The sequence below is a fragment of the Finegoldia sp. P3-F-LR genome (genome assembly GCF_052932165.1).
Window position 1 is genome coordinate 1 of sequence record NZ_JBRFJE010000027.1, and the last position, 21,292, is coordinate 21,292.

The following is a 21,292-nucleotide window of genomic DNA, read 5'->3' on the forward strand; positions in this document are numbered from 1 at the left end:
TAGAATATAGAAAGAAAAATGTAGCATAAAAATTTCTACCCCTATGGGTAGAATAGGACAAAAAAACCAGAGACAAATAATTTTTAAATGTCTCTGGTATAAAGTCCAACTTTTTGGGGTCACCTTAGTTTTAGATGACTACCAAGCTTTTTTAAGTATTATTTTAATAAATTATCTGCGAATTTTTTGATATCAGCAGTAGAATTTTCGTCTGGTGTATCATAGCAAATTACAGTATCAATAACGTTTAAATTATTTTTCGAACATCTTTCTTTCCAAAAGCCCATCCATTCACCGTTGTTCCATTCATAAGAACCAAAGAGAGCAATTTTTTTATCACTTAATGTATTTTCTAAATCAGAAAACATCGGTTCAAATGAAGTATCTTCTAGTTCTTCATCACCCATAGCAGGGCACCCAAAAGCAATGACATCGAAATTGTCTATATCGTAGTTTTTATAATCATCACTAAATACCATTTCGACTTTAGATCCTTTTGACTCACATTCTTCTTTAATAATTTGAGCCATTTTTTCAGTGTTACCAGTTTGAGACCAGTATAAAATTAATAAATTCATAATTTACTCCTTAAAATAATTTATTATATCAAACAAGTTATTTCCTTGTAATGATAATCTTTTTGTTACGAGCTTAGCATAGTCATATTTTTTAAATATATCTTTTGCTTTTTCTACATCAGAATATACTTTCCATTTTCCAGAAATACATTCATTTTTTCCGTTGTAATTGATAAAACCAAGCACATCCTCGTAGGGATACCCTAAGAAGAATCCGATTTCATGAGGAAATTCATTTTCAAGTAATCTTTTCTTTAAAAAATTTATGCTGCTATTAAAATTATCCGCAGGATAACCATAACTTTTCAAAGCATTTTGCAGCCTCTTATCATTATAGTTTTCTATTAAATTGTAATTTATTAAGTACAGCAACAACTTTTTTCTAGTTTGCTTTAAAATAATTAAGCTAAAATTATATTCTGATAATTTTTCGTTTAATTTAAATATGTCTTCAAATATGCTATCTGTATAATCAACATTTATCATATTTGCAAATTTGAGATTACTTAGTGTGGGATAACAATGTTCTAATAATATGTCTTGTAACATAACCACCTCTATAATAAGTATTGATAATTGATATCACAATAAGTATAGCACATGATTTTTGATAAATCAATACTGATTATCAATTAAATTCAAAGAAATTTGTGGTATAATATCTTTGTGCAATAATGATATATGAAGTATCTTGATAATATCGAATGTCTATGTTATATTTTATATATCAACTTAATTGAAATGAGGTGTATAAATGAAGACTATTTTTTCAGTAATTTTAGTTATTGCCAGCATTGTAATAATAATTGCAGTGATGAGTCAAGAAACTAAATCAGAAGGGATGGCAGCGTTAACAGGCGAAACTAATGTCGGCGGACATGGTGGAAGATTAACTAAGGATAATTATATTAATAGAGTTGTTATTGTATCATCAGTTATATTCTTGGTTTCAGCTTTGGCGTTAGCATATATAAAATAATTTAATAGTTGAAAGGAGTAAATCATGGACAATATGTATTACTATTTAGCTATTGCAGCAGGTATTATCGCTTTATTATTTGCTGCAATAAAATTTAGTAGCATAAGTAAAAAAGGTGCTGGTAATGAAAGAATGAGGGAGATATCTGGATTTATTCACGACGGAGCAATGGCTTATCTTTCTCGCCAGTACAAAGCACTTATTATTTTTGTAGTTATAGTATGTGTAATTCTAGGTGTTGCAATCGATTATAAGACAGCAATTTGTTTTTTAGCTGGTGCAATATTTAGTGTACTTGCAGGTTACATTGGTATGCAAGCTGCAACAAAGGCAAACGTTAGGACAGCTAACGCAGCAAAAGAAGAAGGAATGAATGGAGCATTAAACGTAGCATTTTCTGGTGGAGCCGTAATGGGAATGTGCGTTGTTGGATTAGGAATTTTAGGTATAACTCTTTCTTATATTATTTTCCAAGATGCTGAAATCGTTACTGGATTTAGTTTTGGTGCTTCTTCTATAGCTTTATTTGCCAGAGTTGGTGGAGGTATCTATACAAAAGCAGCCGATGTTGGGGCAGACTTAGTTGGTAAAGTCGAAGCAGGTATTCCTGAAGATGACCCTAGAAACCCTGCAGTAATTGCAGATAATGTTGGGGACAACGTAGGGGATGTTGCTGGTATGGGAGCCGACTTATTTGAATCCTATGCTGGTAGTATTTTATCAGGTATTACATTAGGTTTATTAGCTTATAAAGAAGCTGGTGTGTCATTTGCAATAGCAATAGCAGCTTTAGGTGTTATTGCATCTATTATAGGTGTATTTACAGTTAGAGGAGGAAAAGATCCTCAAAAATCTTTGAATACAGGTACAATTATCAGCTCAATATTAGCAATCGCAGGATCATTCTTCTTATCAAGATCTATTCTTGGTAGTAATAATGCTTTCTTCTCTGTATTAGCTGGTATATTAGTTGGATTGATAATTTCACAATTTACTGAATACTACACATCTGAAGATAAAAAGCCAGTTCAAAAAATTGCTGAAGAATCAGAAACTGGTTCTTCTACAAATATTATCTCAGGTTTGGCTACAGGAATGAAATCAACTACTGGTCCAATTATTGTTATAGCTATTGGTATAATAATTTCATTCTTTGCATCAAATGGTGCTACAAACCCTACAGAAGGTTTGTATGGTATTGCAGTAGCTGCTATAGGTATGTTATCTACTTGTGGTATGACAATTGCTGTAGACGCTTATGGTCCAATAGCAGATAATGCTGGTGGTATTGCTGAAATGTGCGAATTACCAGAAGATGTTAGAAATATTACAGATAAATTAGACTCAGTTGGTAATACTACCGCTGCAATAGGAAAGGGATTTGCAATCGGTAGTGCTGCATTAACAGCATTAGCATTATTTGCATCATATACAGCTGTAGTAGGTTTGAAACAAATAGATGTTACAAGTCCAGAAGTTGTAGCTGGTATGTTCATTGGTGGTATGTTACCATTCCTATTCTCAGCATTGACTATGGATGCTGTAGGAACAGCTGCAAATGATATGATTGTTGAAGTTAGAAGACAATTTAAACAATTCCCAGGAATTATGGAAGGTACTCAACAACCTGATTACAAAAAATGTGTAGATATTTCTACAGGTGCGGCATTAAGACAAATGCTTGTTCCAGGTTTGTTAGCTGTAGTTTGTCCAGTTATAATGGGATTCTTGTTAGGGGCAGAAGCTTTAGGAGGACTTTTAGCAGGTTCACTTGTAACAGGCGTATTAATGGCAATATTCATGTCAAACAGTGGTGGAGCATGGGATAATGCTAAAAAATATATTGAATCAGGTCAACACGGTGGAAAAGGATCAGATGCTCATAAGGCAGCTGTAGTTGGAGATACTGTTGGGGATCCATTCAAGGATACTTCAGGTCCATCATTAAACATATTAATTAAATTGATGACAGTAGTATCATTAGTATTTGCACCATTGATTGCTCAACATGGTGGAGTAATACTAAACTTATTCTAAAAATCGAATATTTTAGTATTTGAAGTGTTTTTCTAAAACACAAATTGAATTAAATGATTTTAAGCGGAATGTTATCTTTATATTGTAGAAAACATTCCGTTTTTAATTTTGTTTTATTTTAATTCAAAATTATTGTATAATATTATTATCTATAATTTTAGGAGGATTAAATGGACGAAGTCGGGCCCAATCTTATTGTAGAATTGGTTATTTTATTAATACTTATAGTAATTAATGCTTTTTTTTCAGCAAGTGAAATAGCAATTGTTTCTTGTGATAAAAATAAGCTTAGGGTTATGAGTGATGACGGAAATGAAAAGGCAAAATCTGTTTTAGAACAATTTGAAAAACACACAAAATTTTTGTCTACTATTCAAGTTATATTAACTTATATTGGATTTGTTGCTTCAGCAATATGTGCATCTAGTTTAAGTGTAAGTTTGAGTAAAAAGATGATATTTTTAGGATTAAATAAATCTGTAACTTATTGGATATCAGTGTGTGTTGTACTTATTGTTTTATCGTTTTTGTATATTTTGTTTGGACAATTGATTCCAAAAAGAATTGCTTTGAGTGTGGCGGATTCTTTTGCGTTATTTTCGATTAATGCTGTAAAATTTATTTACTTTATTTTAAAACCATTTGTTTTCTTACTTTCTAAGTCAACAAAATTTATACTGAGTATAATTGGAATTAAAACTTTGAATGTAGAGAGCAAAATTACTGTTGAAGAAATAAAATCAATGGTAGAGGTCGGAAAGGAACAAGGAATTATAAATTCAAACGAAAAAGATATGATTGACGCTGTTATTAACTTTGATGAAAAAACAGCTGAAGAAATAATGACAGCAAGAACAGAAGTATTTGCAATTGACCTTGAAGATTGTATTGAAGACTATTTGGATAAATTAATGGAACTAAAATTTTCAAGAATTCCAGTATATGAAGGTGATATTGACAACATACTGGGCATCATCTACATTAAAGATTACATGAGTGAAGCTTACAAACATGGATTTAATAATGTTGACTTAAGAAAGATTTTAAAGCCAGCGTATTTTATATCGGAAACTAAAAATATCAATGATTTATTCTCAGATATGAAGAAAAAAAGAATTCACATGGCAATCTTAATTGATGAATATGGTGGTTTCTCAGGTATTGTATCGATGGAAGATTTAATTGAAGAAATAGTTGGAAATATCGAAGATGAATACGATCATGAAGCTCCTGATATTATTCAGGTTGACAAGTTTAATTATATAGTAAAAGGTAGTACTTCTATAAAAGAAATTAATTCTAACATTGGACTTGAGATTGATGAGCTATCGGATGATTATGATACATTAGGCGGTATGTTAATAAATCGATTGGGATATATACCTGAAGATGGCTTTAAAAGAAAAATAGAAATAGATGATGTTTTGTACAATATAATTTTTGTGGAAGATAAAAGAATTAAAAAGGTAAAAATTACATTACCTAAGAACTTTTTTGAATAGGTGATTAAATGATTATTATAAAAAATAAAGATGAAATAGAAAAAATGGATATTTCTGGAAATGTTATTTCTGGAATGCATGAAGCTTTGAGGGAATTTGTTAAACCGGGTTTGACTACAATGCAAGTTAATGATTTTTGCGAAAAATTTATTAGAAGCAAGGGAGCAATACCAGCTCAAATAGGATTTGAGGGATTCCCATACGCTACATGTTGCTCTGTAAATGATGAAATATGCCATGGATATCCATCTGATTATATTTTAAAATCTGGTGATTTGTTAAAAGTAGATACAGTAGTTGAATTGAATGGTTGGATGAGTGATTCTTGTTGGAGCTATGCAGTTGGTCAAATAGATGAAGATACTCAAAAACTTATGGATGTTACAAGAGAATGTTTGTATGAAGGAATTAAATTAGCCGTAATAGGCAATAGACTAGGCGATATAGGAGCTAAAATTCAGTCAATAGCAGAAACTAATGGCTATTCTGTAGTACGCGAATTCACAGGCCACGGGATTGGAAGAGGTATGCATGAAGATCCTATGGTTCTTCACTATGGTAAAGAACACAGAGGTCTTAGATTACAAGAGGGAATGGTTTTAACTATTGAACCAATGATTAATATGGGAACTCATAAGTTGAAAATTGATAAAAATGGATGGACAGCTAGAACTATTGACGGAAAAAAATCATGCCAATATGAACACACATTAGCCATCACAAAAGATGGTCCAAGAATTTTGACTAAACAACAAGGACAATAAAATAAAGAGAATATTTTGGGGGTTCCTCAAAATATTCTCTATTTTTTTATTACTGGAAAATTATAAAAATCATTAACCTTTTTTGTAGAATATATTAGTCTACTGATTTTTATATCATATTCAAATAATTTTTTGTAATTATCAGATAAATTTGAAAAATCTCTGTTCAAAGAATAAATTTTACAATTTTTATTCATTGTGGACAAATCGAAGTTTTTTTTGAATCCCAATAGGCGAACAGCTTCAATATCTGCATTTACGATATCATCAACAAATTTTTTATCTACTCCTAAAATATAATTTAAAATCAATCTTTGAAGTCGATTTTTGGTATATTTTTTATTTTTTATGTTTTCAAAAAAATCATCATAATTTTCATTCAATGCATTGGATAAAAGATTATCTAATCCTTTCTCATAACCCGTTATATTATCTAATTCTGATTTTTCCACGAATAATTTATAAGATAATATGTCTAAAAGTTTTTTGTTAGATCTAATAGAATTGTATTTTAGATATTCGTAAGTTAAGGATGGTATTTTGTCTTTAAATTCTTCTAATAGTTTCAAATTAGATCTAATAGAAGAGGCACTATAAGAAATACATTCTAAGGAATTTGAATTGTATTCGCTATTGACTCTTCTTATTGGCAGAATTTTACATTTAGAGTGTAGTTTATCTAATGATTGCATATATTCCAAAGCAAGAATGTTATTTGATTTGAATATTTCATCGGAATATTCAGAGTAGTTTTGCTTTGAAAATATCATTATGTTTTTATTATATGAAATATTTTTGTTTTCTAGTATAAACTGTTTAATATTACCTTCATTTTCTAGTAGAAAATCTTTGTATGAAATTAGATCTTTTATTTCTGTTTCAATTCCAAAAGAGACATAATCACATCCAATAGTGTCTATTATTTTAATAGCGTAATAGGCGAAATTTTGCGCTGATTGTAAAGAAAATACAGAAGGAATTTCAATAACACAGTCTATTCCGTGTTCCAAAGCAATTTTAGTTTTATGAAGTTTGTCTAAAATAGAAAACTCACCACGTTGCACGACACTTCCACTCATAACTGCAATTATATTTGCTTCTGGGAAAATTTTTTTTATTTGATCTATTTGATGTAAATGCCCAAAATGGAACGGATTGTATTCACATATTATAGCTATATTCATAATTATTGATTCCTTTCATATACTTTTTTCTTATGTTGTATTATAATTGATATTGGTAATATAGTAAATAAAAAGGGGTAGATTTTATGGATATAAGATTTGTTAAAGGCAATATTTTTGAGCTACAAAGCGATGCAATTTTATATTTTATCGAAAATTCACTTCTGGAAGAGAATTCAAAACAATTAGTTGAAAAAGCTGGAGAAAGAATTTTAGAACCTCTTACAAAAATAAGTGGAATAGAAAAAGGCGAATGTAAAATCATTCCCGCTTTTAACATAACTTCGGATTATGTGATATTGGCAAATTTGCCAGATGATTTAAGAAATAACAACAAAAATATTTTCAAAAATCTAATCTATAATGTTTTTTGTGAAATGAAAAAATTTGAAATTCATTCGCTTAACATAGATTATTCTTTTTTAACTGAAAAATATTCTAGTGAATTTGTTAATCTTATAAATGAAGTTATAGACGAAAAATCGTTGAGAATTAGCGATTTTCTTGTATTTATGTGCAAAAGTTAATAATTGACTTTTAACTTAAATTACTCTAAAATAATATTATGTCCAATGACGAAAGGTAGTGATTAATATTTTTCCAGAAACTCATAAGAGAATTGTTAGAGAAATAAATCAAGACATTAAAGATTCCTATGGAATCAATTTAAATATAAAAAAATTAGAATGGGGAGCTGTTAGTCCAGATATTTTACCAAAATACAAGCTAATAGCACATTACAAAGAAGAAAGTATAAATTATATTGTAAAAGAAATTATCACTATAATTTATCTTTTTCAATTTACAGATTTAACAAGATTGAATTCATTGCAAAATAAGATTTTAAGTACAAAACTTGGAGTAATAAGTCATTATCTAAGTGATTATGTGTGTCTTCCACATGCAAAAAGATGGAGGTGTAATCAACACCTTAAAGATCACATGAATTACGAAAGAGTTTTGAATAAGTTAGCACAAAATCATATATTTGACAAAAAAGCAATAACATCAAGTCAAATAAGCATAGATAATGATGAATGTGTGATGTTAAAAACATTGGTTAAGAATTATATTGAAGATATAGTAGGTGAATATAGCATTTCAGAAGATAAAACAAGAGATTTGGACTTTGCGTACGGTTTGAATTATTCTATTTTCTGTTTTATCTTTGAAACTATTGAAGTATTCTCTACAGAAAGATACTATCAAAAGTCCTTTGTTTTTTAAATATAATTAGGAGTAGGAGTTATGTATAAAGCTTATAACACGAACAATTTAAAGAAAAAGCTTGAGAAAAAATTTCTTTTCGAAGACGATTTATTAGCTTTATACTTAATGCTTGATATTGTTCAACAAGAAAACAAAATACAACCTTGTTATGTCAAATATAACGCTCTTAATAAAATTTACAATGTTTTAATTAATCATTTGTCGTATAGAAATGATAGAGAAAATATTATTAAAGCTATTTTTGATTTGATATCAGAAGATATTAATAAAATTGAATTCACTTATTATCTTCAAGCTTATACTGAAGGATTTAATAATAAGAATATAAGTGATGAGTTGGAGTTTTATGCATTAAGACATATTCCAGCATCTACGATTAAAAAATCGGATATTCTTCTTCATAATACTGAAAGCAGAAGTGCTAAGTTTTTAAAAAATAAGATGATTAGTTCAATTAAAAACAAATCAAATGCATTTAGAGTACAAGATTCAATAATAGATAATTATTGTGAAAATATCTTAAAAGACAAGATATTTAGCATTAATAGCAAGATGGACAAACAGTTAGTGATGAAATCTATTAATGATAGAGTAGTGATTTCTGAAGAAAAATTCTTGAATATGTGGCAATTAGAAAATTTGTACAAAAAAATTGTTAAAACTTTGAAAACTGTTTTAAATAATTCTATAGAAGATGCATTGTGGTATGGGTTAAATGACAGAGTATTACAAAGGTATAAGTAAATTGTAAAGTCGGATTTAAATTGTTGTAAAAAAATTTGACAAAACAAATTTAATCGTTTATACTAGTAAAGTAATGTTTGATACATTAAGCCCAGATAGCTCAGTCGGTAGAGCAAAGGACTGAAAATCCTTGTGTCGCTGGTTCGATTCCGGCTCTGGGCACCAAAATGTGTGCGGAAGTGGCTCAGTGGTAGAGCATCGCCTTGCCAAGGCGAGGGTCGCGAGTTCGAGTCTCGTCTTCCGCTCCATACGGCGACATAGCCAAGTGGTAAGGCAGAGGTCTGCAACACCTTCACCCCCAGTTCAAATCTGGGTGTCGCCTCCAAAGGAAAGTTTATTATAGACTTTCCTTTTTTTTATATGTAAAGGAGTTAATATGATTTTTATTGATTTATTAAAAGATGAGTATATTGAGGAATTATCAGATTTTGTATACAAACTGAGAAATAATTTTTTATTTCAAAATAAGTTTGATTCAAATTTGGCGAAAAATAGAACAACAATAATCAAATCTTTGAAAAAACAAATATCTAATAGAAATCATTTCGTGATTTTTGAAGAAACTAAGTTAATAGGATATTTGGTGTTAGATTTAGATGATAAAGAGTTGCTAATCAAAGAGATATATTTAGATAAAATTAATAAATCAATACTTTTTAAAATTTTTAGATTTTTAATGGATTATGCACTATCAAACTTATTTGATATAATTAAATTTAAGTTCAATGGATTTATTTTCGATGAAATTATAAAAGAACATTTGGATGATCAAAATAGATTAGAAATAAAGAATGATATGTTTGAAGAATCTCATAAGAAATTTGCGATAATTAGTTTTAAAGCTAAAAATGGCTTGATAAAATTTTTAAAAGGCAATGATTATGAAGTTATTTACAGTTTCGATAGTAAAAAAATGGATGAAAAAGTTAGTGACCATGTAGATATGCAAATTAGGAAAATAAATGAAAATGCATTCGTTTGTACTCAAGAATCGTATTTTCATTATAGGGTATATCTTCCAAATTATATAGCATTATATGTAACAGAGCTTGAGATAACGAACACATACCCGAAAGATTGCCTGTTAAATAACTTTTCAATTGAAAATCATTTAGTCTGTAATAAAAAATCTGTAGATCCTGTTGTATTAAAATTACTTAAAGATGAGAAAATAATAATGGTCAAACAAGGATATTCCAAATGTTCAACAATAGTTACTGATAAATTTGTAATTACCAGTGATAAATCTATATATAATAGTGTTCAGAAACAAAATATTAAGGCATATTTGATAGATTCTGGTGAAATAAAACTAGAAGGTTATGATACAGGATTTATTGGTGGGACTTGTGGATATTGTGCTGATTTAGGGGTTGTGTTTTATGGCAATCTTGAAAATTATAAATTTAAAAATAAACTTATTGAATTTTTAGAAAAAGAAAATATAAAATACTATTATACAGATGATGATGATTTTATAGATCGCGGATCTATAATTTTTAATTAATAGGAGGTCAATTATGATTCAACCATCTACATTACCGGGAATGATGGAACTTCTTCCTGAAGACCAAATGGTGTTCGATACAATTAAAAGAAGAATAGAAGATGTTTTTATTAAAAATGCATTTTTTTCAATCGATACACCTGCTATAGAAAAATTAGACGTTTTGCTATCTAAAGGTGGAGGAGAAACAAGTAAGCAAGTGTATAGAATTGATAGTAGTAAGAAAAATCAAGGATTGAGATTTGACTTAACTGTGCCACTCGCAAAATACGTTTCAATGTACATGCAAGACTTAGCATTCCCATTTAGAAGATATCAAATAGCTAAGGTGTATAGAGGAGAAAGAAATCAAAAAGGAAGATATAAAGAATTTTATCAATGCGATATAGACATCATAGGAAATCAAAAATTGAGCTTATATAATGATGCAGAAATAGTAAAATGCATGTATGAAGCTTTAAAATCAATAGATGTTCCAGATTTTGAATTTCAATTTAATAACAGAAAAATATTGAATGGATATTTCTCTAATTTAGGTGTTGAAGACTTTGAATCATGTTTGAGAATAATTGACAAATTAGATAAAATAGGAATAGATAATGTAAAAGAAGAATTATCTAAGCTAAACTTGGATAATGAAAAAATTGATTCGATTTTAAATTTCTTACAAATAGATGGAACTAACCAAGAAATAATCGAAAAACTTGAATTATTGAATATTGCTAATGATTTATTTGTATGTGGGCTTGATGAATTGAAATTTGTATATGACGATATTTTATCTTTAGGAGTTAGTCCAGATAATATTAAAATAAATTTATCTATAACTAGAGGGCTTGATTACTACACAGGTTCAGTATTTGAAACATTTTTTAAGGAATATCGTGAAATCGGATCGATTTGTTCTGGAGGAAGATATGATAGTCTAGCGAATAATTTTACTAAAAGCAAGTTGCCTGGAGTAGGAATGAGTATCGGCTTAACTAGATTATTCTATCAACTTCAAGAATTAAATTTGGTTAAAGGACAACAAACTAACTTTGATTGCATCATTATTCCTATGAAAGGTTATGAAAAAAATGCAGTGAAGTTGATGAATGATTTGAGAAGTTCTTATGTAAGATGTATGAGTTATCTTGAAGATGATAAATTAAAAAAGAAATTTAATTATGCTGACAAATTATCCGTAAAATATGTTATAATAATAGGACAAGATGAAGTTGAGCAAAATAAATTTACTTTACGAAATATGGTAAATGGTAATCAAGAATTATTAGAGCTTAACCAAATTATTGAAAAGTTAAAATAAAGGCGATGAAAAATCCCAGTAGGCATATAAGAACTTTCAGAGAGAGTAAAACTTAGGCTGAAATTTTACTTAAGAGATCAGTATGCTGAATACTAATTTGGAGCCTATTGTCAAATGAGAAAAAATTAGGGTGGAACCACGAGACACTTGTCCCTATCGGGATGAGGGTCTCTTTTTTATTAGGAGGTATTTATGTTTGAAGTAAAATTAAAAGATGGATCCGTAAAAGAATTTGATGAAGAAATAAGTTTATTAGATGTTTGCAAATCAATTTCTGAAGGATTAGCAAGAGACTGTGTCGGAGCAGTTGTAGATGGTAAAATAATGGGATTAATGGAAACTATTGATTCTGACTGTGAAGTTCAATTCGTAAAATTTGATGATGAAGAAGGAAAGCAAGTTTTCTGGCATACTTCATCTCACTTAATGGCTTATGCTATTCAAAGATTGTATCCAAATACAAAATTTGCAATTGGGCCATCAATTGATTCTGGATTCTATTATGATTTAGATACAGATCACAAGTTTGTACCTGAGGATTTAGAAAAAATTGAAGCCGAAATGAAAAAAATAGTTAAGGAAAATCCTAAATTAGTAAGAGTTGAGATTTCAAGAGAAGAAGCTTTGGAAAGATTTAAGAAAGAAGGTCAAGATTATAAAGTTGACTTAATAGAAAATCTTGATGAAGATGCTACAATTACATTGTATGAAATGGGAGACTTCGTTGATTTGTGTAGAGGACCTCATTTATTAGAAGTGAAAAATATTAAAGCATTCAAGTTATTATCAATTGCCGGTGCATACTGGAGAGGTGATGAAAATAACAAGATGCTTCAAAGAATTTACGGAATTTCATTCCCTAAGAAAAAATTATTAGACGAATATTTAGAAAGAATGGAAGAAGCTAAGAAAAGAGATCACAGAAAAATTGGTAAAGAAATGGGGCTATTCTCAATTCAAGAAGAAGGACCGGGTTTCCCATTTTTCCATCCAAATGGAATGGTTGTGTTAAATGAACTAGAAAAATTCTTGAAGGAACAACTTTTAGATAGAGGATATGGTCAAATCAAAACTCCATTGATTTTGAACGAAGATTTATGGCACCAATCAGGTCACTGGGATCACTACAAAGAAAATATGTATTTCACTCAAATAGATGGTGATGATTATGCAATAAAGCCAATGAACTGTCCAGGATCAATTTTAGTTTACAAGGATGAATTGCACAGCTACAGAGAGCTTCCAATTAAAGTTGCAGAATTGGGTCAAGTTCACCGCCATGAATTATCTGGGGCATTGCATGGCTTATTCAGAGTTAGAACTTTCGTACAAGATGATGCACATGTATTCTGTTTACCTGAACAAATAGAAGAAGAAGTAACTAAGATTATAGATTTCTGTGATTATATTTATTCTAAGTTTGGTTTTAAATACGAAGTTGAATTGTCAACTCGTCCAGAAGATTCAATGGGATCAGATGAAGATTGGGATTTAGCAATCAATTCACTTAAGAGTGCGTTGGAACACAAAGGTCTTGAATATAAAATTAATGAAGGGGACGGTGCTTTCTACGGCCCTAAAATAGATTTCCATTTGGAAGATGCAATTGGTAGAACTTGGCAATGTGGAACTATTCAATTAGATTTCCAAATGCCAGAAAGATTTGATATGACTTATATCGCAAGTGATGGATCTAAAAAACGTCCAGCAATGATTCATAGAGCAATTTTAGGTAGTGAAGAAAGATTTATGGGAATACTAATAGAACACTATGCTGGAAAATTCCCATTATGGTTATCACCAGTTCAAGTAGAAATTCTTCCTATTAGCGATAAATTCAATGATTATGCGTATGAATTACAACAAAAAATGAAAGCACGTGGATTGAGAGTGAAAGTCGATGATAGAAGTGAAAAAATCGGTCTTAAGATCAGGGAATCTCAATTGAAGAAAGTGAACTATTCATTAATAATTGGACAAAATGAAATTGATAACAATGAGGTATCAGTAAGAAAAAGAGATATCGGAGATGTAGGATCTAAGAATACTGATGAATTTATTGATGAATTAGTAGATGAATATCAAAATAGAAAATAATGCTTTAAAGAAAGCTTATTTTACAATATAAAAAATTTGCTCTGAATTTCTCAGAGCAAATTTTTAATAGAAGGAGGTAAAATGTACAAGAAATTTTATTGGTTTCTCAAATATTACAAAAACAAATTAATTCTTGCTATTACATTTCTTTTATTAAGTGACCTGGTCGGATTAATTCCTCCATATATTACAGGGAAATTAACCGATAGAGTATTAAACAATTCGATAGAATTAAAACCTTTTTTAATTATACTTTTAATTGATATTTTAGTAATAGGAATTAAATATTTTTTTGCAATGGGATGGTGTTATTACACATTCAGAGCTTCGAATGAAATAGACTATGTAACTAGAAATAGACTTATGGATAAATACTTAAACGAATCCATGAAATATTTTCAAACCTTCAAAACGGGAGAACTTATGAACAGAGCTACTGGAGATGTCAATAGTTTAAGCGATTTGATGGGATTTGGAACTCTTACATTTTTCGATTCTACAGTATTTCCTTTGTTTATAATAATTATAATGATGGTCGTCGTTGACGTTCGTTTAACACTTGTTTCTATAATACCTCTTCCTATATTGGCATTTTTGTGTTTAAAAATAGGTAAGAAAATCCATGAAAAATACTCAATAGTGCAATCCACATTTGATAAGCTAAACAATAGTGTGCTAGAAGATGTTGAAGGTATTAGAATTATAAGAGTTTTTGGGATAAAAGATGCTAGATATTTTTCGTTTCAAAATCGATCTAAAATGTTGGTTCAAAAAAACATGGATGTTGTAAAATACAGAGCAATGATGGCTCCTTTTCAAAGAATAATCCCAGCAATAACATTTGTTATAGCAATCGGATATGGAACATTTTTAATAAGTAAGAATCAAATATCTGTTGGTCAATTGGTTTCTTTTACTTATTATTTAAATATGTTAATTTGGCCAATGTATGCATTAGGAAACTTCATAAATGTATATCAACAAGCCGATGCATCAATGGATAGAATCGATAATATACTTGATTATGAAGATGACTTAGATTTAAACGAAGATTACAAGGAAATTGATGATATAGAAAGTATTAAGTTTGAAAATTATAGTTTCAAATATCCTTACTCTAAAGAATTCGCACTTAAAGATATTTCTTTTGAATTCAAGAAGAATATGAGGGTGGCTATTGTTGGAAAGACAGGGTCAGGAAAGTCAACTATTCTTAAACAATTATTATTCTTATATCCAAGGCAAGATGAATTTGAAATCAACGGTAAATACACGAATTTGATTAATTTGAGATCAGCAAGAGATAATATGGCGTATGTGTCTCAAAAAAGTATGATTTTTTCGGATACAATAAAAAATAATATAAAACTTTCCAAGATAGAGGCCACAGATGAAGAAGTGGTTAAAGTATCTAAAAGCGCGGATATTTATAAGGATATAGTCAATTTTCATGATGAATTTGACACTTTGTGTGGTGAAAACGGACTGTCGTTATCTGGAGGTCAAAAACAAAGAATTTCATTAGCAAGAGCTTTATTAAAAGACTCAAACTTGGTTGTATTAGACGACTGCTTAAGCGCATTGGATACTCAAACTGAGAAAAATATTTTAAGAGAGTTAAAAAAACTTAAAAAAACCGTAATATTATCAACTCATAGATTAAATCAGATTGACGATTTTGATTTAATAATAGTTATGAAAGATGGTCAAATAAGTGAGATGGGTACTCATTCGGAATTAATGGAAAACAAACAATGGTATTACAATCAATATAATATCCAATTAGTGAGGGGCAGATATGAAGAGTAAATTAAGAAATAAATTTGTATCAGAAAAACTAAAAATGTATTCCATGAAGCAATCAAAAGAATTGGTGATTGGATTTGTCTTTTCCTTATTAAGAACTTCAATGGAAATTTTGGGGCCAATTGTAATAGGATTTGTATTAAATGAGTTTGTAGCTAAGAATAATATAGTTGGAAATTTTTCATCAATTATTAAATACTTGGCTATTTATTTGGTGATTTACGTTGCGTGTGGAATTTTCAGTAACTTGAGTATGATTTATTTTGAATTGGCAGCAAATAACGTAACATATTTTGTACAAAATGATATTTATAAACATATCAATGAATTACCTATAGAATACTTTGATAATCTGGCAGCAGGAAGTATCGTATCAAGGATTACGAATGACACTATGAGATTAAAGATAATGTTTCAACTTATATTGGCAGATATTACAACTGCTGCAATAATGATAATTGCAATATATATTATGATGGTTGTAACAAATATAAAAGTGTCGCTGATGCTTCTTATATTGTTTCCATTGGTTTTCTTAATATTTTATGATTATAGATACAAGTCAGCAAAGCATAACAAAAGAATCAGACATCTAGTTAGTAAAATAAATGCAAATATTAATGAAAATATTAATAATATGGAAATAATTCAAGCATTAAATGTCAAGAAAACTATAAAGAATAAATTTAATAAAATTAACAAAGAAATTTTTGATAATAATTTGGCCCTTACAAAACTGAGAAGTTATGGTGGATACAGGGCAATTGATATAATTGGTTTATTATCAACAGCTATAATTTTATTTTATTTTGGATATGGTCAGATAACGAAAAGTTATCCAGTTACGGTTGGTGGCCTTTATATCATTATTGATTATACTTCGAAGATATTTTCTAATGTTAGCGTAATTGTTACAAGATTTGGAGATATGGAACAAGCATATGCATCTGCAAGTCACATATTCGATATCATGAAATTAAATACAATAGAAAAGTCAGATGGTGTGATTGATGGCCTAGAAGGAAATATCGAATTTAAAAATGTTTATTTTGCTTATGATAAAAATGATGTATTGAAAGATGTTTCGTTCAAAATACCAAAATCAACTAGTGCTGCTTTTGTAGGAACTACAGGTAGTGGAAAATCAACAATCCTTAATTTAATATTGAAGTTTTACGATGTAAAAAGTGGTGAAATTTTAATTGATGGGATAAATATCAATAATTTAAATGAAGATATTATGAGAGAAAACTTTGCGGTTGTACTACAAGATCCGTTTCTTTTTGAAACTACATTAAAAGAAAATATCACTTTAGATAAGGATTATAGTGACGAGGAAGTGATACATGCGTTAGAAGAATTAGGATGCTATACATTGCTTAAAAAAGGTTTAAATGAACCTATAAAAGAAAAAGGCTCTAATCTTTCACAAGGAGAAAGACAATTAATCTCCTTTGCAAGAGCATACATTAGAAATCCTAGAATATTAATTTTAGATGAAGCTACATCGAACATTGATACTGAAACAGAGCAAATTATCCAACAACCATTAGAAAAATTAAAATATTCAAGAACTACATTGATAGTAGCTCACAGATTATCTACAATTAGAAATGTAGACAAGATTTTTGCATTATCCAATGGTAAAATAATAGAAAGTGGAACTCATGATGAACTATTACTAAAAGATGGTTTCTACAAACAAATGTACGATGAGCAATCATCAATTTAAAGGGGGATTAATGGATAAAAAACTAAAATATATTAGGACAATATACACTATAATATTCACAATTATTGTCTTATATATAGTAAGGAACAATTTTATAGCACCTAATCATATCTTTAAATATAAGATTTTTTTGAGTATTGCTCAAAAATTACAAATTGCTTTATTTGGACTTTTAGTATTTCTTATTTCATCAATTTCCTATTTTTTATATAATAAAAATTTTGATTTCAAGGATATAAAAAAGTTTTGGGTTCTAGAATCATTAAGAAAATTTGTATGGATAAAGGGAATAGAATCAGTATTTATTGGTGAAGATGAGTATAGGAATCAGAACTTAAACAAAAATATTTCTAATTTTATCGCTTTATCTTTAATTAGTATATTCACGATATTTTTAATGAAACCAGAATGGACACTATTTTTGATTTATTTAGTAATATTGGTTATTGGTATTTGCGTTATTTATTTTAAAAACAAAAGTCCATATTATTTAGATTTTGTTGTAAAGGATAACATAAGTGTCAAAAGAAAAGTTTTATCAGTTGCTTATGAAACTGTTGTTACAATATGTAATATATTATTTTTCGTTTTTGCGATAAAACAATTTACTAATGTAAATCTTTCATCTTTGGTGCTTATTTATTGTGTTTCAAATGTATTTGGGCAAGTTAGCTTGATGCAGGATGGATTTGTTGTTTCGGATTTAATAGAAATACACTTTTTATGTAAATTGATAGAACCTAGAGCTGCAATAATTGCTATATTGATATACAGAATTGTAAGTAGTGTTATTCCATGGATAATTTCTTTAATTATGATATTAAAAAGAATTTACGACAATTACAATACTGATCAATACAAGAAACAGTTCGCATTTAATATTTTGTCTATTTTTACTCTAATCGTTGGGCTAATATTATGTTTAAGTGTTGCCACTCCATCAATGTTATTAAGAATAAAATTTTTAAAGAGATTTGTTAAGAAAGATGTAGTGATTTTGGCTAGATTTATAACTCTTACATCGGGTGGATTACTAATACTTCTTTCACAAGGAATAAAAAAATCAGTTAAAAAATCTTTTTATATAGCGGAAGCAGTATTAATAGTTTCAGTTTTTTCAACACTATTAAAAGGATTAGACATTGAAGAATCTATTATTACATTAGTATTGGGAATTGTAATGTATATAATGAAAGATGGATTCACAGAAAAAGCTATCAAAATCAACCCAAAATATTTTATAAATACTATCGGTAAATTATCAGTTGTCACAGTATTATTTATCTTTATTAGCAATACTGTTCGCAAGGTAAATTTTTTGACATCACATCGAAAATATTCTCTAAATTATTTGGTTGAAAACAAGAAATTTATACTTCTATATGTTTTATTTGTTCTGATATTATCTTACCTTGCTCAATATACACGAACTAAGAAGATCACATTTACAAAATTAACAGATGAGGATTTTGAAAATATTGATAAATTCTTGGAAGAATTTGGTGGAAATGAATTTAGTCATTTAGTTTATTTGAATGATAAAAATGTTTATTTTGACAAGACAAATACAGTAATGATTATGTATCGCCCAGTAAAAAACAGCGTTATCGTATTAGGTGATCCAATAGGTAAGAAAGAAAATTTCGTTGAAGCAATTGATGATTTTATAGTTTATTGCAATGAATATCACATGAATGTTTGTTTTTATGAAATAAATGGAGAAAATCTTGAATTATACTGTGATCAAGGTTTTAGATTCGTTAAGGTTGGACAAGACGCAACAGTAGACTTAACTCAATTTTCTTTGGTAGGAAAGAAAAATAGAACTTGGCGACATGTTCTTAATAACTTCGATAAAGGAAATTATGAATTCAAAGTTGAAAATCCAACCGATAACCTTTTATCTCAAATGAAAATTGTTTCGGATAAATGGTTAGAAAGTAAAAATGAAATGGGATTTAGTTTAGGATTTTTTGACGAAGATTATCTAAAAAGAACCAAAATAGCATGTATTTACAAAAACAATGAATTACTTGCTTTTGCAAATCTTCAACCGTTTTATGATGATAAGACACTTTCTATCGATTTAATGAGATATGATAAATCAAATGAAGATGGTTTGATGGATTTTATATTCATAAAGTTAATTTTATGGGGTCAAGAAAATAATTTTGAAAAATTCTACCTAGGAATGGCACCGTTATCCAAAGTTGGAGATAAAATTTATTCAAAGAAGAAGGAAAAAATTCTAAATATTGTTTACAATACTCAAAATAAGATATATAATTTTAAAGGTTTAAGAAACTACAAGGATAAATTTAAGCCCAATTGGTCAAATAAGTATATAGCATATACTTCAGACTTTAATTTACCATATATTTTAATTAATGTTGTAAATTCAAAGAAAAAATAGTTGACAAAATGTACGACATAGTATACAATATTTATTGTTGATAAGTAGAGATATCCGCTCTCACCTTATAATTTCGAATTCATAAGGTTAAAATTTAATTTGATTATTAATTTTTGGCGGGTATTTTTACCCGCCATTATTTTTTTGGAGGTGAATAATATAAAAGATTTAATGATTAATGAGGAGATAAGATCTTCTAAAGTTAGATTAATCGATGATGAAGGTGAACAAATAGGTGTAATTCCTATTAAAGAAGCTTTAAAAATGGCTGAAGATAAGCATCTAGATTTGGTAAATGTAGCACCAAACGCTAAGCCACCTGTATGCAAAATATTAGATTATGGAAAATACAAATACGATGCATTAAAGAAAGAAAAAGAAGCGAAGAAAAATCAAAAAGTAATTAACGTAAAAGAAATAAGACTTTCACCAAATATTGAAAAACATGATTTAGAAGTTAAAGCTAATCAAGCATCCAAGTTTTTAAGCAACGAAAACAGAGTAAAAGTTTCTGTTAGATTTAGAGGTAGAGAACTTGGTCATAAAGATTTGGGTAAGGAAGTTCTTGATAAATTTTATGAATTAACAAAAGATGTAGGACAAATAGAAAAGAAACCTTCTATGGAAGGTAGAATGATGATAATGTTTATGGGTCCTTTGACTGATAAAGATAATTAGAGGGGGAAATAATATGCCAAAAATGAAGACACATAGAGGTTCTGCTAAGAGATTTAGAAGAACTGGTACAGGTAAGTTAAGAAGATACAAAGCTTATGCAAGTCACTTAACAGGTAAGAAATCTGCAAAGAGAATCAGAAACTTAAGAAAAGGTACAACAGTTAGTGATGCAGATATGAGAAGAATCGATAAAATGATTCCTTAGTTAGAGGGGGAAATATAAATGGCTAGAATTAAACGTGGTACAAATAATAGAAAAAGACATAAAAAAGTATTAAAACAAGCTAAAGGATATTACGGCTCAAAACATACATTATACAAAACAGCTAACCAAGCTGTAATGAAATCATTGGCTTATTCATACGTTGGAAGAAAAAGAAGAAAAAGAGATTTCAGAAAATTATGGATTGCTAGAATTAACGCAGCTACAAGAATGCATGATTTAAGCTACAGCAAATTTATGCACGGCTTAAAAGTAGCAGGTGTTGACTTGAACAGAAAAGTTCTTGCTGACATGGCTGTTAGAGATGAAAAAGAATTCGCAAAATTAGTTGAATTAGCAAAAAATAATTTATAAAATAAAAAGCTTAAGTTGATTTATATCATATAAGGTGACCCCAAAAAGTTGGACTTTATACCAGAGACATTTAAAAATTATTTGTCTCTGGTTTTTTTGTCCTATTCTACCCATAGGGGTAGAAATTTTTATGCTACATTTTTCTTTCTATATTC

General features: G+C 28.9%; 19 protein-coding genes and 3 tRNA genes. 19 read left to right on the top strand and 3 right to left on the bottom strand.

Translation table 11 applies throughout. The features are described 5' to 3' along the window. Positions 1-158 precede the first annotated feature (158 nt). Together ACU68U_RS08480 and ACU68U_RS08485 are read right to left on the bottom strand one after the other, a co-directional pair. The gene (locus tag ACU68U_RS08480) at positions 159-578 is read right to left on the bottom strand and encodes a flavodoxin (protein WP_094205602.1); all 420 of its coding nucleotides are present in this window, start codon (positions 576-578) and stop codon (positions 159-161) included. Between the two features lie 3 nt (positions 579-581). After that, positions 582-1,127, bottom strand: coding sequence for a DUF3793 family protein (locus ACU68U_RS08485; RefSeq protein ID WP_094208538.1), 546 nt, complete (start codon positions 1,125-1,127; stop codon positions 582-584). Positions 1,128-1,332: 205 nt separating this feature from the next. Here ACU68U_RS08485 and secG point away from each other — a divergent pair, with 205 nt between their 5' ends. The 4 genes from secG to map all read left to right on the top strand — a co-directional run bounded on the left by secG (position 1,333) and on the right by map (position 5,860). Then, a complete protein-coding gene (gene secG / locus ACU68U_RS08490) occupies positions 1,333-1,557 on the top strand; it encodes a preprotein translocase subunit SecG (protein ID WP_002836307.1) in 225 nt (74 codons plus the stop codon). A gap of 24 nt (positions 1,558-1,581) precedes the next feature. After that, a complete protein-coding gene (locus tag ACU68U_RS08495; RefSeq protein ID WP_446763142.1) occupies positions 1,582-3,594 on the top strand; it encodes a sodium-translocating pyrophosphatase in 2,013 nt (670 codons plus the stop codon). Between the two features lie 170 nt (positions 3,595-3,764). Then, positions 3,765-5,096 carry a hemolysin family protein gene (locus ACU68U_RS08500; RefSeq protein WP_110058088.1) on the top strand — a complete coding sequence of 444 codons (1,332 nt, stop codon included), beginning with the start codon at positions 3,765-3,767 and terminating at the stop codon, positions 5,094-5,096. Between the two features lie 8 nt (positions 5,097-5,104). Further along, entirely contained in the window at positions 5,105-5,860 is a 756-nt protein-coding gene (map, locus tag ACU68U_RS08505) for a type I methionyl aminopeptidase (protein WP_110058087.1), read from the top strand. A gap of 38 nt (positions 5,861-5,898) precedes the next feature. Here map and ACU68U_RS08510 read toward each other — a convergent pair whose 3' ends face one another. Beyond that, complete coding sequence (locus ACU68U_RS08510) at positions 5,899-7,044, bottom strand: tRNA(Met) cytidine acetate ligase (RefSeq protein WP_446763143.1); 1,146 nt, start codon at positions 7,042-7,044, stop codon at positions 5,899-5,901. Positions 7,045-7,130: 86 nt separating this feature from the next. On the opposite strand from ACU68U_RS08510, the gene ACU68U_RS08515 reads away from it, so the two are divergent. The 15 genes from ACU68U_RS08515 to rplT all read left to right on the top strand — a co-directional run bounded on the left by ACU68U_RS08515 (position 7,131) and on the right by rplT (position 21,137). Then, positions 7,131-7,571, top strand: a complete 441-nt coding sequence (locus ACU68U_RS08515) for a hypothetical protein (protein ID WP_446763144.1) — start codon at positions 7,131-7,133, stop codon at positions 7,569-7,571. 58 nt (positions 7,572-7,629) lie between these two features. Continuing rightward, entirely contained in the window at positions 7,630-8,271 is a 642-nt protein-coding gene (locus tag ACU68U_RS08520) for a zinc dependent phospholipase C family protein (protein WP_227905313.1), read from the top strand. A gap of 21 nt (positions 8,272-8,292) precedes the next feature. Continuing rightward, complete coding sequence (locus tag ACU68U_RS08525; protein ID WP_274983161.1) at positions 8,293-9,018, top strand: hypothetical protein; 726 nt, start codon at positions 8,293-8,295, stop codon at positions 9,016-9,018. Positions 9,019-9,107: 89 nt separating this feature from the next. Further along, positions 9,108-9,183 (top strand) — tRNA-Phe (locus tag ACU68U_RS08530). An 8-nt stretch (positions 9,184-9,191) separates the two neighbouring features. After that, positions 9,192-9,266, top strand: a tRNA-Gly gene (locus ACU68U_RS08535). 3 nt (positions 9,267-9,269) lie between these two features. After that, positions 9,270-9,343 (top strand) — tRNA-Cys (locus ACU68U_RS08540). Between the two features lie 51 nt (positions 9,344-9,394). Continuing rightward, positions 9,395-10,525: a DUF6873 family GME fold protein gene (locus ACU68U_RS08545; protein WP_094207081.1), complete on the top strand. Its 1,131-nt coding sequence runs from the start codon at positions 9,395-9,397 to the stop codon at positions 10,523-10,525. A 13-nt stretch (positions 10,526-10,538) separates the two neighbouring features. Further along, entirely contained in the window at positions 10,539-11,834 is a 1,296-nt protein-coding gene (gene hisS / locus ACU68U_RS08550) for a histidine--tRNA ligase (RefSeq protein ID WP_094207082.1), read from the top strand. 192 nt (positions 11,835-12,026) lie between these two features. Then, a complete protein-coding gene (thrS, locus tag ACU68U_RS08555; RefSeq protein WP_154271139.1) occupies positions 12,027-13,931 on the top strand; it encodes a threonine--tRNA ligase in 1,905 nt (634 codons plus the stop codon). 81 nt (positions 13,932-14,012) lie between these two features. Next, entirely contained in the window at positions 14,013-15,740 is a 1,728-nt protein-coding gene (locus ACU68U_RS08560; protein ID WP_154271138.1) for an ABC transporter ATP-binding protein, read from the top strand. Next, positions 15,730-17,469: an ABC transporter ATP-binding protein gene (locus tag ACU68U_RS08565; RefSeq protein ID WP_446763145.1), complete on the top strand. Its 1,740-nt coding sequence runs from the start codon at positions 15,730-15,732 to the stop codon at positions 17,467-17,469. Before ACU68U_RS08560 ends, ACU68U_RS08565 begins: the two co-directional genes overlap by 11 nt. 10 nt (positions 17,470-17,479) lie before the next feature. Further along, positions 17,480-19,882, top strand: a complete 2,403-nt coding sequence (gene mprF / locus ACU68U_RS08570) for a bifunctional lysylphosphatidylglycerol flippase/synthetase MprF (protein WP_154271136.1) — start codon at positions 17,480-17,482, stop codon at positions 19,880-19,882. Between the two features lie 171 nt (positions 19,883-20,053). Then, the gene (infC, locus tag ACU68U_RS08575; RefSeq protein WP_002838237.1) at positions 20,054-20,560 is read left to right on the top strand and encodes a translation initiation factor IF-3; all 507 of its coding nucleotides are present in this window, start codon (positions 20,054-20,056) and stop codon (positions 20,558-20,560) included. 13 nt (positions 20,561-20,573) lie between these two features. Beyond that, positions 20,574-20,765: a 50S ribosomal protein L35 gene (gene rpmI, locus ACU68U_RS08580; RefSeq protein WP_002836329.1), complete on the top strand. Its 192-nt coding sequence runs from the start codon at positions 20,574-20,576 to the stop codon at positions 20,763-20,765. Between the two features lie 18 nt (positions 20,766-20,783). Beyond that, positions 20,784-21,137, top strand: coding sequence for a 50S ribosomal protein L20 (rplT, locus tag ACU68U_RS08585; protein ID WP_094203591.1), 354 nt, complete (start codon positions 20,784-20,786; stop codon positions 21,135-21,137). Positions 21,138-21,292 lie beyond the last annotated feature (155 nt).

What these genes read in the sequence shown, in the direction of transcription:
- ACU68U_RS08480 (WP_094205602.1), bottom strand. Translation starts at nt 578, where the DNA reads ATGAATTTATTAATTTTATACTGGTCTCAAACTGGTAACACTGAAAAA.
- ACU68U_RS08485 (WP_094208538.1), bottom strand. Translation starts at nt 1,127, where the DNA reads ATGTTACAAGACATATTATTAGAACATTGTTATCCCACACTAAGTAAT.
- secG (WP_002836307.1), top strand. Translation starts at nt 1,333, where the DNA reads ATGAAGACTATTTTTTCAGTAATTTTAGTTATTGCCAGCATTGTAATA.
- ACU68U_RS08495 (WP_446763142.1), top strand. Translation starts at nt 1,582, where the DNA reads ATGGACAATATGTATTACTATTTAGCTATTGCAGCAGGTATTATCGCT.
- ACU68U_RS08500 (WP_110058088.1), top strand. Translation starts at nt 3,765, where the DNA reads ATGGACGAAGTCGGGCCCAATCTTATTGTAGAATTGGTTATTTTATTA.
- map (WP_110058087.1), top strand. Translation starts at nt 5,105, where the DNA reads ATGATTATTATAAAAAATAAAGATGAAATAGAAAAAATGGATATTTCT.
- ACU68U_RS08510 (WP_446763143.1), bottom strand. Translation starts at nt 7,044, where the DNA reads ATGAATATAGCTATAATATGTGAATACAATCCGTTCCATTTTGGGCAT.
- ACU68U_RS08515 (WP_446763144.1), top strand. Translation starts at nt 7,131, where the DNA reads ATGGATATAAGATTTGTTAAAGGCAATATTTTTGAGCTACAAAGCGAT.
- ACU68U_RS08525 (WP_274983161.1), top strand. Translation starts at nt 8,293, where the DNA reads ATGTATAAAGCTTATAACACGAACAATTTAAAGAAAAAGCTTGAGAAA.
- ACU68U_RS08545 (WP_094207081.1), top strand. Translation starts at nt 9,395, where the DNA reads ATGATTTTTATTGATTTATTAAAAGATGAGTATATTGAGGAATTATCA.
- hisS (WP_094207082.1), top strand. Translation starts at nt 10,539, where the DNA reads ATGATTCAACCATCTACATTACCGGGAATGATGGAACTTCTTCCTGAA.
- thrS (WP_154271139.1), top strand. Translation starts at nt 12,027, where the DNA reads ATGTTTGAAGTAAAATTAAAAGATGGATCCGTAAAAGAATTTGATGAA.
- ACU68U_RS08560 (WP_154271138.1), top strand. Translation starts at nt 14,013, where the DNA reads ATGTACAAGAAATTTTATTGGTTTCTCAAATATTACAAAAACAAATTA.
- ACU68U_RS08565 (WP_446763145.1), top strand. Translation starts at nt 15,730, where the DNA reads ATGAAGAGTAAATTAAGAAATAAATTTGTATCAGAAAAACTAAAAATG.
- mprF (WP_154271136.1), top strand. Translation starts at nt 17,480, where the DNA reads ATGGATAAAAAACTAAAATATATTAGGACAATATACACTATAATATTC.
- infC (WP_002838237.1), top strand. Translation starts at nt 20,054, where the DNA reads ATGATTAATGAGGAGATAAGATCTTCTAAAGTTAGATTAATCGATGAT.
- rpmI (WP_002836329.1), top strand. Translation starts at nt 20,574, where the DNA reads ATGCCAAAAATGAAGACACATAGAGGTTCTGCTAAGAGATTTAGAAGA.
- rplT (WP_094203591.1), top strand. Translation starts at nt 20,784, where the DNA reads ATGGCTAGAATTAAACGTGGTACAAATAATAGAAAAAGACATAAAAAA.